The following is a 13,381-nucleotide window of genomic DNA, read 5'->3' as shown; positions in this document are numbered from 1 at the left end:
ATGAACCCTTTCATTCTTTTTGTTTTTCTCTCTGTCCCGAATAAAGCAGTATAACCTTCATCTTCAAGGCTTAAGTCGAAATAAAATGGCCATTCCGTATAAACGGCTTGAGCATTTTTGACTTCCTAATAGAGATCAAAGGCTTTAAAACTATCTACGATCGAAAATGCTTTTTGAATTTGCTCCTTATCGAACTCATACTGATATGCAAGATTCGGGATAAATCGATCTACAGCTTTTCTCTGTATTACCTTCTCTAAGACGCTGTGAATAAACGTGCCCCACGCTGTGCCTCCACCTTCTTCTCTTGCAATAGCTGGCAATGGCTGATCTTTATCACCTGTAGGAGACCACTCTTCTATTATCGAATACTTAATTGCTTCATTTAGTTCACTTTCATAATTTCTGTTGGTCTCAACAAGGTTTTTATCTACTATGCACATCTATTACACGAATTGCTTTTTCCTTTGCATTTTGCTCTAATATTTTTGTTTTCTCTGTCTGATTCTTCCAGCCATTAGTTTTCTGCTAACTACTTTTCATAAATCTTCAGAAAAAGACAAATGCCTTTGGTCTTGTCATCCGAAATAAAAGCTTTAATCGGAAAAATATTCCTGTAACAGCTGTCCGTAAATCAATAATCACTTCGTACATTGCTCTAACGAACGAGTTTGTGATATTAATATTCATAAAATACTGAAATTTTTCATTAGAATTTATATTTATTAGAAACAAGACATCAAATGAATTTGAATATGTTGGCGCAATTAGTCCTAGCTGTTTGAATGTAAGGAAATAAAAAAGACCGTGTTCCTAAAAATGGGAATCATTACGGTCTATTTTACTACAAATATATTATTCTTTTAATAACTTAACTTTAATTTTTTGTACAATTTTCACTGAAAGCCATCAAAGATCGAATTAATTTACTTGAAAATTTTAAGGATTGGTTACAGGCAAATATAATTTTTATGCCACTAATCTTCCTCGAAAATTACATTTTTAGTTCAAAGTATAATTTTAAATAACTTTCCCAAGCTTTTATTAAACTCTTTTAATCATAATAATATGAGTTTAAACTTTCTAAATTTATATTTATACCACTGTTTAAAAGTCGCTGTTCTCTGTTCTTAAATAACTTTTGTATTATTTCTTTTTTATCATTGAAATAACCATAGTGAATTTTCTTATGGCATTCTAAACATAATGTAACTATGTTTGCATGAACATCCAGGCTATAATCAAATTCTTCTTGAAATTCCATAGGAATTAAGTGATGAGCTTCTACATAGTTCTGCCCATTGTACTTAGATATAAAATGTTTGTGGGAGTTGTTAACTTCACACCGATAATCAGAAAAAGCTGTAGCTTCCTTGGCTAACCTGCTGCTTCTGCTCCATATTTTATAATCACCTATAGAAATAGGTTGCGGCTTTTCCCGTATTAAATCAGCTCCATTAATATCGAGATTTACCTCAGGACTGATAAGATATTGTTCAAACAACTTTTCTTCCTTTAACTGCTCAGCCTGCATCTTTGTTTTTAACCAAGAGTCGGTTTTATACTGAATATAGCCTTTAAAATGATTCAATGAGGCACTGTACATTCTGTGGCCTTTAATGTTTCTTTCCTGAAATAAAGAATTTTTTAAGATAAGATCAATTATTTCTGTATCTTGAACATCAAATAGATCTGTTTTTTCAATTCCATAATCATTTAGTTCGGCGGAAATAATATCAACAGCGGCCGCATATCTTTTCGCTGAATAATCTTTAATTTCTTTATGTGTTTTTAACCATTTCTCAAACTCCTCTTTTTTCAAATCTTTCGCTCCCTTAATTAAAATGTCTCTTGAAATATTAGCTCGCAAGCATTTTTATTCAAAATCGATTTTATTTACATACTTGTTTTTTCATTTTTAAAATGCTACTAATTAAGCTTAATTTCTTCATACTCTATTCCTGTTAGATCAACTGTATACTGCATTTTCAATATATGTTTCCCAGCTTCTCCTAAAGCTTCTTTTAATTTTTCTGCAGGAAATTTTTCAGCTACTTTATAAACCCTTCCCTCAAGAACAGCAAAATTCTTTTCTCGGGCTGATGAATATTCCGGTGCCCCAAGTCTGTTCATATTTTCTTCAAGTTCTTCTCTTATAAAACCATAATTTACTAAGTTTTCAATGAGAATATTTAAAGTTATACCCGAAGAAACTTCCTCTAACCTTACAAAAATTAAATCTGCGTTAAATACACTGCTTAATTGAAACTGACTATTTACAGTAACTATATTTTCATATTTGTTTGTAGTAGTCTTCACTTCAAAACTTTCATCCTTATGCTCAATATCCACTGACTGACCTTTTGCTCCCGTCCATACTGGGAGAGAACCTCCTGAGTCAGCTTCTGCAATATATTTCAAAGCCAACAATTCTCCAACAATACTATGTATACTTTTATCTACAGAAGCATTCCCTATCAAATCTTTCCATTTTAACCACCATGAAAGGGGTTCTGTTTCCAATGTTTTTCTATCGATACCGTCTTTTCCCGGGTCCAAAAAGACAGCTGCAATACTTGCAAACTCATAACGTTGTTCATTATTCTCGCAGGTCAATAACAAGACGTTTTTTGTCTCATTATTAATAATCAAAGACTTATTGTATAAATTCGCATTTGCAAACTTTTCATTAATTTTTACTTCCTGGTCTACAATAATACCTACGCCTACTTCATTCTTTTCTTTCATCACCCACCCCGGATAATTTTCTCCAAGTAAATCATCAGGCAGTTTTCGAATGCGGTTCACCTGCAAGGAAGCAAAATATTCTCTTAACTTATCGACAAGCTCCATTATTACATCTCCATATTCATAGTTTGTTTTACAGCCTTAGCTATCGCTTCACTTAACAGAGGAGGAACCGCGTTTCCTATTTGGCGATAGGCGTCACCCATGCTTCCTTGAAATAAAAAGTCGTCTGGAAAAGACTGAAGTCTTGCTGCTTCTCTAATGCTGATGCCCCGTGGCTCATAAGGATGAATATGACTGTACGTATCTGTTCCGAGATGAGCTACAAGAGTGTGAGAAGGTTTATGCGGATGGATTTTTTTCCACTTGCTGTGAAACTTATTTCTGTCGTAAGGGGGCACAAATTCTTTGTAAAGGGCCTCGTAAGCTTCGGGTTCCCTTTTTTTTGTCAGTTTTCTCCTTGCTGCTTCTTTTTTAAACAACTTGTCAGCTATATCAAAAGCTTGACGAAAATCATCTCCCCATTCCATTAGTTCGAATATTTTAAAATCCCTTGCTGTGTATCTAAATGAATTTCCTGAAACATATTCAGCATTTCCAGTATGTTTTCTCATTTTTTTTTGAAAGGTATTCACAGGAGGTTTGCTGTAAGCAAGTCTGATGTTAGGTTTATAACCATGATAGGAAGAATCAGATGTTCTAAACAAGGTGGGAAGATCCGAGAACGCTTCCTCAGTCGTTACCCAGGCGGGAGCATTTTCCCCAGCCTGATGTGGTTTCTTAAAATAAGGATCTTCGTTAAATTTTTTAAATCTTTTTTCGTTAAATGTTTTGAAACTTTTATCCGGCTTTTTTCGCGAAGGGGAAGGTAAAAGAGGTTCTCCATACTTTTTCTTTACAGCAAAAACGAACAGCCTTTCCCTAATTTGCGGCACTCCATAGTCCGCAGCATTGAGGATTGTCCAGAATGTATTATATCCTCTTTTTTCCAATTCACTGCATACCTCATGTGCAAGATTTTTACCAAAAAAGTTTACAGCTTCCGGAACATTTTCCATTACAATAAAATCTGAAGAAGCATCAAGAGCCACTCTCAAAAATTCTTCATAAAGAAAGGCTCTTTTATCGTTTAGTCCAAAACGTTCTTCTCCTAAAGACTTTATTTTCGCTTTTCCTATATTGGAATATGCCTGGCACGGAGGCCCTCCAATGGTAACTACTTTCGAATCGGTATTTTTTCCCCGGGTGTAATTGTAATCCTTCACATCGGTGTTATGTGTTCCAGAAACGCCTTCAGATCTTATATGAAGGTTATAATTTGCTGTCCTGCATGCAGCTCTGTCCATTTCAACACTTTCAGAGATGTGGAATCCCTGCAGTCCAAACCCGAGTGACATTCCTCCACATCCTGAAAATAAATCTACTACATCTATGACAGGATCTTTAATTTTTAGTTTACTACTGTGCGTTATATTGTTTTTTAATATATTCAAAAAGATCCCTCACATAAATTTCAGTACCGCCTTCGATTAAACCTGGCTCCACCGATTTAGTTCTGGCCGTATTTAGTTTCATTACTTTTCGAAAGGTATCCGGGTTTTTAAGTCCATCTTCTTTCGATAAAAGACCATATTGTCTCATCAGTTCCCGCGACATATCTATTCTATAGCCGTTGGAACCGGTACGTTCAACAAGGTTTAGAATAGTGTCTGTAGAGTTATCTTTCAGTACAGTTTCAGTGGAAATTACGTTTCCCTGCCAGGAAAGAAATATATACCACCACAGTGTTTTCAGCCATATTCTGTTTGGTCTTCTATAAAAATGGTCTGGACCGTCTCCCCACCTCTTATTTACAATATCAGGTATAATATTAAGAGAAATAAATCTCCACAAACCTGCGGAAGCTGCAAGATAAAGAGGGAGTGCAAAATGACCGTTTTGAAAAAGCTTATACATTTTAAGAGCAAAAGTATAGTCGTACGTATAAGCGATGTTATCTTCATTTAAGTTTTTTTCTTCAAGAGTTCGCTCGTGTATTTTTAAAAGCTCTTCTCTTAAAGGTTCGTCAAAGTTATTTCCTCTCAACATTGGTTTAAAATCGTTCGAAAGCAAATGCTCATATCTTTTATCTGCTTCTTTTTTAGATAATTCTTTCCACATTACGATTCCTCAAACCTTTCATTTACTGACTTTTGAATTGCTTTAGACAGCAGCTCTGGTGAAGAAACGTCTTCTTGCATATTATCCAGGAAATAGGAAACAGCACTCGCAACTGACCCTTCTTCAAAGTTTTCGTCATTTTTTAATTGGGCAATATTATATTCATCAAGTACTTTGAAAGCAATATTTAATATAGCCGATGAAATGATCTGCTTCATCATTGGGGAGACTCGTGGCATGGCGTCGAGTCTTAAATCCTTTGCGTCCGGATGCTTCCGGTTGATATTAAGTGACACGTAATCTTCGTGCAGTAAGTCTATTGCAGCATCCTCCCAGTTGCACTCGACCCACCACAATGGATCTCCGGGCCCCACGGGTTCTTCATGATGGAGAATAGGAAAGGTTCCGCCTTCACCTTCCAGTAAATATTTGGTGCTTTCCAGCGTCCCAAGAACTGTTCCTTTTGTATGCGGAAGCTCTTTTACGATAGGAGTGACTGCAAACAACAACAGTTCCAACACAATATTTTTTCTGAAATATCCCCCCGGAATACTAAATGCAATAAGCTCATCAATGATAGGCTCACTGCTTAGGTCGAATTTTTTCAAAATTTTAGTGTATTGCTGCTGTGATTCTTTTGAATAATATTTAACAGCAAGTCCAAGTTCCCCATCAGGGGGCACCAAACCTTCTTCTCCAAAAAGGTAGCTGTGATTCTGTATAGTAATTTTCTTTCTGTAATGTATATCATCACGGGTAAAATCAAAACTATGTGAATTATCCTGTAGTTGAACTTCTTTCGTAGCTCCTTCATTCACTACAGGGGTATCAAATTCTATTTTTTCCCCGTTTTTATTAAAAGAAAGTTCGAGCGGCGTTTCCTGGTACCCTATGTCAGCAATCATGTCTTCGTTAAGTGTTTTAAAAAATGACACATTATTCATCGTTTTTACTCTCCGCATTTGTATAATCATTAACTGAAATATGCATTTGAATTAAAGGATCCTCATTTTCTATTAACATTGTGCCTCTAACTTCTTCGAAGCCTTCGGGGATATCAAGTGTCCCACTGTAATCTCTGCCAAATTTTTTAGTTTTAACTGGTTTAAGTTCTAAATTTTCATCTAATACTACATTTTTAAGAGTGAAAGGAAAATGTACATCTATGTCATTTTCCCATTTATCCCCGCGCATAATTCCTTGTTCAGAAAGTGCCGAAATTTCTAGATTTGCACTAACACTTTTATTATTCAAAGGTTTTACAGAAAAAGTAATTTCTGTCTTATATACTGAGTGGGCTTTAATATCTAGTATTTCGTAAGAGAAATTTCTTTTTCTTACCGGTTTACCACCACGTCGTGGTTTACCAGACTCTTCTTTTCCCGGGCTTTTTCCATATCCACGCGGTGGAAGAAGCGCTTTGCCAACGATATTACTCAACTGGGTGTCACGTTTAGTCTCCCCAATTGTGTCCTCTTTTATAATTATTTTATTAATTCTCTTTGTCAGTGTTTTTTGCACTCTGTTTACTAAATTTAATCCTTTCCCTAAATAAAGGTAATCATACCATGATCTGTGGTCAGCTTTTTCACTTTTCCTTAAGTAAGCTTCCACAGTTGGGGCGTGTTCTTTAAAATGTAAGTTAATGATTTCATTATCAGAATTAGGAACGAAAAGACCAATTAAAAAATGATTTTCGTTCTGTGGCTGAACTTTATCAACCCATTCCCCGGCAGTATTATAACTGACGATCATACCGGGCTTTCTTGTATGACTTATAATCGGCGCGTTTTCAGTACCTCCATGGTTTATAACATCGAAGTACTCATAAGGCGAAGGCAGATTATTTGGCGGGGCCATCAACATCTTATTTTTGTCTACAATGGCAAAAGATATTTTCCCTGCTTCAGAATCAGACAGCACATTCTTTGTGTTGATAGATTCCACATAAGCTTCTGCATCTTGAAGAATGCTCACATCATTAGCTTGATCCAACGCTTGGTTATACAGATCCTGCATTAAAAGAAAAGGAGGCTCCATATTAACTTTTTTAATCGTTCTGTCGTTTACAGTGCATTCCAATCTTCCTCCATAAGGAAATAACTCATTATTCAAGCGGGGGGCGTACCATCTCTGCACTGCCACAGTTAAATACCTTTCAAGAGAAAATGTCCATGGAAGACTGTTCCCGTTACTTTTTTCTGTAAGAAGCTCATTCTCCTTAATAAATGGAAGAATAATAGTTGTACCGGTGGCTTCATCTTTGTAAGGCTCAACATTAAATTCTGCTAGTATTTCATTAATTGACCCTTCGTCTGTAATAGGCACAGATTTTCCATTCCTCTGCTCTCCCCACCAGGCCACACCTCTTTTTAGTTTATGTTCCGTGCCATAAGGGATGAATGTTTTGTGCTCATCTTTAGTCTCATCCTCTATAAGGCATGCAGCAAGCCGGGAACTATAGTCACCATTATCATTTAATACCCTGGAATAGTATATTACCAGTCCTATTCCTACGCGGAAATATACTGTTTTACCAAGCCCCCATGAGCCTCCAGCCCCTTCTTTTTCCTGCGGGCGTCCAATTTCATAGACGAGATTAAGGAGATTTCCCTGTTCCTCCCTGCTTTCCATATCTTCATAGCTCAAGGGACCGGTCAGTCCCTCAGTGTTGGAGTCTCTTATAATCAACGATTTTTGCTCACTTTCAAGAAAAAAATTCCCAATGGTATCTGTGAGACCTTCAAAATAATTGAGGACATTTTCTTTTTTGAATTTATTTATTGCCAGATCCACATTCACATGCGAAGTATTTTTTTTTCCTGCATCAAGACTGTTTTGAAGCGATTCCCTTACAAGAAGATCGAGAATCGGCAATTCATCATTTTGTATCAGTCTTAGAAGTGAACTGCCACTTTGAGCCATTCTATCAACTTTTGCTATATCTGCACTAAGTAAGGCCACCTTCATCATTCCTCTGTTTCAATATTTTCTTCATTTGGATTTATTTTAATTTGTAGTGCTCTTGCTTTTGTTCCTTTTTTAAGTTCGCCTGGAATGAATATACAAATCCCTACAGGATTGACAGGCAAATTCAAATTGCTCCTCCTCCTTTTTAAGTTTTCTTTACTTTTATTAGTAGGCTCTGAACAGCCATCTATACGGTATATTAATAACTGTGGTGTATTACCCAGACCATATTTTTCCCGCAGCCAACTGACTTCTCTGTTTTTCAAACGAGTGATTTTTTCCTCACTATCTTTAAACGACTCGAAATATTTCCTGGGAATATCAGCCATTAAATCGCTTGGTGCTCTCAATACTCCAATATTTTTAAAATCAAGATTTTTATAATAATCTTCACTTTCCAAGGCAGAACGTCTTACCATTCCTATATTAAAGTCAGCCAAAGGCCATGTTTTTTCTTGATTTTTGGAAGGTTGGCTGGGATCACCCACACCAGAAACCACTACATTCCATTTGTCAAATTTTAAAGTATCTTTAAATTTTTCAAACCAATCACAAAAATCATTGATTCGATTGAATACTGTCGACCTGTCATGAAAAGTCATTCCTTGAGTCAAATACTTCTTAATAATTGAAAAATTCACTCCTTCAAACACAATAGAATTTTTCATTACTGATTGATACGGGCTTGGACATTCTTGCAAGAATTTCTCTGTAGCCTGCACATTATTTTCCAATATTTCTTTGTTTTTGTGATAGTGTATCATTTGATTGGATGTTCCAGAAAAATCCAGGTCAACAGCTTTTGCACTTTGCATTCGATTAGCTGCTGTTATGCGCATCCAACTAATTTGAGGACTATTTTTTACTCTGGGTCCGTATTCTTCGGGTCGTTTTCCTGTATTAGAAAAGTCTTCGAGTTCTTCTCTCAATTCTGCTTCCAAGTTTGAGAGAAATCGGAATTTTTCCTGAGTATCTGCAGTCATCCATACACGAGGAAAAATCTCATAACCTTTTCTGAAGCCGAACCAACGCCCCATTTGCATAAGAGTATCTGAAGCGTTTGGCCCCCGAAGAAAGTATGTACTCACGAGACCTTCAATAGTAAGCCCTCTTGAAAGTGTACTGCCCCCAATTATTATAAATGCTGGAGCTTTATCCGGATAATTTTTACTTCCACGTTCCGGATATGCCAATCTAACATGAAAATCATCCGTAATACCATTTTTTGAACAGTTGTCTATGCACAAATGCATTCCTTCATGATATTGAAGCTCTTCATCTTCGCCCATCATGATATGAGAAACGTTTGTATTAATAATATTTTTAATTTCCTCTGCGATTTCTTCGAAAGGGGGATAACTATTCATTTCTTCAGCTTTCATTGGATAATATGGAACGCTTTCTTTTAGATCTTCAGTAGTAAATGAAGCCGTTTCCTCTTCGTATACTTTTTTACAAAAACTCATCAATTCATTTAACGAAGTTTTTTTAAGAAAATTATTAATTTCCTCTGCCATCCGATCATGGTGTTCCTGCCTCTGACTTGTGTGTATCAGCATGCTTATAGGTTTTTTATAAGAAATAGATGGATGTCGGAGACTGGCAACAGATATAATAAACCAGGCCAGAGAACGTTTCATAGAGGAAGGCAGGCCGTTGATTTCACCTTTTTCCAGATTTCTAACTTCCTCTACTTCATCTTCTTGAATACGCCGCACAATATCCATACCTTCTGCAGACTCTTCTTCAAGACCAAAAATTTCCCTCGGCCCAAAATATTCTTTAGCCGTCGGCAGTGCTCCAATGAAATCTTTTGGATACAGCGATTCTGGAGAAGATTCATTTAAAAAATTTGAATAAGGTGTAGCCGTATAACTGATATAATTCGTTGATCTTGGCTGAACTTTTCTGTTTTTTCCTTCTACCAAATCCACTATTAATTTGTTAATCCTTGCTCTTTCTGCAGAATCCACGTTTTTAGTATTAATACTTGCCTGATCAGCCTCGTCATCAATAATAATCATATTTATCTGTTGTAGTTTTCTTTCATCTTCTTCCAACCACTGGTTCAATTTTTTTAGCCTGGTTGAATTTTTCAAAGATACAGTAAAATAGCGTTGCTTATCCCTATCACCAAGATGAAGAGATTGAAGCCTTTCGTTGTTATTGGAGCTTTTGGATGGTTTGTTTATTATATTCCATTCTACATTCCCGGGATGGTTCAAATCCTCCCACAACCTTGCCTCTGTCTGAGATCGAAGATTTTCTATCGTACCGGAAAGTATAACGAAATAATTCCATCCCCAATCTGCTGCCATAGCCATAAGGGCTGCCATACTGGCTGTTTTGCCAGACTGCACATGACCAACTACGAGTCCCTTAACTATTTCTGAAGACGAATTACTTCGGTTTAACTTTTTAAGAATTCTTAGTGTAGAGTCTTCCAATTTATAAATAGAGTCTTCAGTAAAACCTGCATTAATTAATTTTTCTTTGTATAACTGCCAGGAAGAATCCATATGTTGGGGAACGTTAATCCCGTTTTCTTCATCTTTTTCTGCAACCATAATGGTCTCTTCATCAACTATTTTGAGTTTTTCTTCAGCTTCTTCTGTTCTTCTTTGTTCTTCTACTATCTGTTTAAATCCTTCAACAGTGGTTCCTTCAGGAAACTCACCCAATTCCACTTTCATTTCTATCATATTTTTAAGAGTTAATTTCTCCGAATCTTCCAAAAGAATATCTTCCCATTTTTTTTTCTTTCTTCGTGCATTTTGAATATAAATTCTAATAATATCATATTCCTTAGCATGGACATTGTTCATGGTAACCCCACCTTTTGTACTATTAACTTAATTTTATAAATTACGACAATAAATTACAAATAAAGTTTTTTCTTTTATTAAATTATTTTGACAGGCGACAATTACAAATAAAACAAATTCAGATTAGACTATCATATTTCAAAGAACTTTTTTTATGATTTTAGTGCCAATTTCTTAATATTGAAAAGCAAAAAGTCTGGATTTTGATTATCCAGACTTGAGTACATTTTTATTATTCAAATATTTATTTTACCGGCTTTGAATTGATTATTTTCAATATATTGATGAGAAACGATCTGCGATACAGCGTCGGCGATTTTCTCACTGAATTTGGGGGGCACGGCGTTACCAATCATTTTGTAGTTCTCCCCCACACTGCTGATAAATCGGTAATCATCATCAAACGTCTGCAGCCGGGCGGCTTCCCTGACCGTGATCGATCTTGCCTGTTCCGGATCCGGGTGAATATGCCGCAGCCCGTCCTTGTACAGGTGTGCTGGTATAGTATTACTCGGTCGATTTCGTCTCAGCACATAGTATTTATGAACCTCGGAAGTCTTGCCGGTCCGTTCTGTATAAAGCTGTTTTAAAGCTTCGGAAGAGATGTACTTAAATTCCCGCGAGTCAATATCAGCTGCCAGTTCTTTAAATATACCGATATCCCGGGAGTTGTGATAACGGGGCTCATGATTTAAACAATCGCCTTCCGGAAAAAGATGGGAGTATTTTCTCCCGTTAATTTTATATTCATGCTCCGCTGGAAATATAGGCGGCAAATCATTGATCGTTTCGTCCACCGTTCTCATTTTCTCTTTATACTGAGGAAGAATATTTTGGTAGAAATCTTTCAAAACAGCCTGGGGTTCCTGATAATACTCCTTATTGAGTCCAAGAATGATCACCCTTTTCCGCTTCTGCGGCACCCCGTATTCTGTGAGGTCAATCAGAGCATTTTCCTCCAGGTTATCTGTTAACTCGTATTTGTACTCCTCCACTTGTCTTTTAATAAGGGTGGTCACCGGGGTGTCTCCAGGCTGGGCGCTTAACATCCCCTGCACATTTTCGAAAACAAACGCTTTGGGCCGGTATTTGTCCACTACTTTCATATAGCCTTCAAATAAATAATTTCTGTAATCATTCTTCATTCCGTGCTCATCACGTATGCGTCCGGCCACTGAATAGGCTTGACATGGAGGCCCGCCGATGATCAGATCCACATCATTACTTCCGACAATATCATTTAATCCAGCGTGTGTGCCGTATTCAGGATCGTCAGACCACCCTTCGAACAACTCGTTTATGCGCTGAATATCAAAATGCATCACCCGGTTTTCGGCGTCCTCGTAGTTCCATTTGATTTTTAATCTGTTTATTAAATTATTAACAGGTGCTTTTTCCCATTCCACAGCGGCCAGTAATTCCGAATGGCTGACTTTTTTAAATCCTTCCGAAAGGCCTCCGCAGCCCGCAAAAAGGTCTATTATATTTAATTTATTCATTCGATCATCACACTTTTTGTTTGGTTTTTAAATAAGCTTTTAATTCCTGACCGATATGATATCCGAGTAACGGGGGAACGGCGTTTCCCACCTGCCTGGACTGCTGGGTTTTAGTACCAAAAAACCTGAAATCATCCGTAAAGGTCTGTAATCTGGCATTTTCCCGTATAGTGGGAATACGGTTGTATTTATAATGAAAATGATTTCTGTGACCAGTATCAATGGTTTTGGACGGCTTTTGACTGTGATATCTTGTCCATGCTTCGTTAAACTTTCTGCTTTCCCCCACTCCGGGAGGCAGATCTTTATGATTGCCGCCCTCCGGTACCATGGAGATAACACTTTTCACCAATTCGGAATGGTTGGTCCCCACATGGTTGTACAGGATCTCAGTGTTTTTTCTCATTGTTTGTTGATACTCGGTTAATGGAGGAGTGTCATACTCAGCAATTTCCTCTCCGAGCCCTTCCTCCAAACTTGGGAGATCACTTAGCGCATCACTGCAGGTAACATATTTAAAAGGAAAATGAGTCTGGGCGGGAAATAAAAATTTATTCTCGCCTTTAATTCCTACAAAAAAGATCCTTCTCCTCATTTGTGGTGCTCCATAATCCGTGGCGTGTAGAACTTGGAAATTAACTCGATAGCCTAGTTCTGTAAAACTATTTAATATTTCCTCTTTAGCTTTTCCTTTATATAAAGAAGCTAGCCCCGGCACATTCTCTAATACCAAAGCTTGGGGATTAAATGCTTTCACAGCCTCCACCATCGATTTAAATAACGTATTTCGTTCATCATTCTCATCCCTGGTGCCTGTTAATGAAAAACCCTGGCACGGCGGTCCGCCTACAATTATGTCCACATTTTGTTCCCCGATAACATTTTTCATTTCATCAATAGTTTCAAGGGCAAACAGGTCTGCTTTCAAAACCTCTGCTTCTCCGTGATTTTCTTTGAATGTTTTTAAAGCGGCAGTATCGCTGTCCACTCCTAATAATACTTCATACCCCGCATCCATGAAGCCTCTGGACAAGCCCCCGCATCCTGAAAACATGTCTACCAGTGTAGGCTTATTAGTCAATTATATCACCCCTTAAATCTGCAATTATGTTTTTATCTTAATATTAATTATAGCACAATACAGAACACTTGTTCCTGTTTGTTTCCACATATAAAATT

Annotated in this window: 10 protein-coding genes; all 10 read right to left on the bottom strand. The window is 36.9% G+C overall.

The window, feature by feature from the left end:
• Positions 1–125 precede the first annotated feature (125 nt).
• The 10 genes from ACTRXH_RS02800 to ACTRXH_RS02755 all read right to left on the bottom strand — a co-directional run bounded on the left by ACTRXH_RS02800 (position 126) and on the right by ACTRXH_RS02755 (position 13,256).
• Positions 126–443, bottom strand: coding sequence for a hypothetical protein (locus ACTRXH_RS02800; protein ID WP_474280489.1), 318 nt, complete (start codon positions 441–443; stop codon positions 126–128).
• Positions 444–1,054: 611 nt separating this feature from the next.
• Positions 1,055–1,822, bottom strand: a complete 768-nt coding sequence (locus tag ACTRXH_RS02795; RefSeq protein WP_474280487.1) for an HNH endonuclease — start codon at positions 1,820–1,822, stop codon at positions 1,055–1,057.
• 107 nt (positions 1,823–1,929) lie between these two features.
• Complete coding sequence (locus ACTRXH_RS02790) at positions 1,930–2,853, bottom strand: PD-(D/E)XK motif protein (RefSeq protein WP_474280485.1); 924 nt, start codon at positions 2,851–2,853, stop codon at positions 1,930–1,932.
• A 2-nt stretch (positions 2,854–2,855) separates the two neighbouring features.
• The gene (locus ACTRXH_RS02785; RefSeq protein ID WP_474280483.1) at positions 2,856–4,241 is read right to left on the bottom strand and encodes a DNA cytosine methyltransferase; all 1,386 of its coding nucleotides are present in this window, start codon (positions 4,239–4,241) and stop codon (positions 2,856–2,858) included.
• A complete protein-coding gene (locus ACTRXH_RS02780; RefSeq protein WP_474280481.1) occupies positions 4,207–4,908 on the bottom strand; it encodes a DUF6339 family protein in 702 nt (233 codons plus the stop codon). Before ACTRXH_RS02780 ends, ACTRXH_RS02785 begins: the two co-directional genes overlap by 35 nt.
• Positions 4,908–5,852, bottom strand: coding sequence for a hypothetical protein (locus tag ACTRXH_RS02775; protein ID WP_474280479.1), 945 nt, complete (start codon positions 5,850–5,852; stop codon positions 4,908–4,910). The genes ACTRXH_RS02780 and ACTRXH_RS02775 overlap by 1 nt, the downstream gene beginning before the upstream one ends.
• A complete protein-coding gene (locus tag ACTRXH_RS02770) occupies positions 5,845–7,872 on the bottom strand; it encodes a hypothetical protein (protein WP_474280477.1) in 2,028 nt (675 codons plus the stop codon). The genes ACTRXH_RS02775 and ACTRXH_RS02770 overlap by 8 nt, the downstream gene beginning before the upstream one ends.
• A gap of 5 nt (positions 7,873–7,877) precedes the next feature.
• The gene (locus ACTRXH_RS02765; RefSeq protein WP_474280475.1) at positions 7,878–10,703 is read right to left on the bottom strand and encodes a Z1 domain-containing protein; all 2,826 of its coding nucleotides are present in this window, start codon (positions 10,701–10,703) and stop codon (positions 7,878–7,880) included.
• 236 nt (positions 10,704–10,939) lie between these two features.
• Positions 10,940–12,202: a DNA cytosine methyltransferase gene (locus tag ACTRXH_RS02760; protein ID WP_474280473.1), complete on the bottom strand. Its 1,263-nt coding sequence runs from the start codon at positions 12,200–12,202 to the stop codon at positions 10,940–10,942.
• Between the two features lie 7 nt (positions 12,203–12,209).
• The gene (locus tag ACTRXH_RS02755; RefSeq protein ID WP_474280747.1) at positions 12,210–13,256 is read right to left on the bottom strand and encodes a DNA cytosine methyltransferase; all 1,047 of its coding nucleotides are present in this window, start codon (positions 13,254–13,256) and stop codon (positions 12,210–12,212) included.
• Between the last annotated feature and the right edge of the window lie 125 nt (positions 13,257–13,381).

This window comes from Marinococcus sp. LNHM5E3-2.1 (assembly GCF_056034365.1).
The sequence above is the reverse complement of the archived record's forward strand: the minus strand, read 5'-3'. Positions and strand labels throughout refer to the sequence as shown.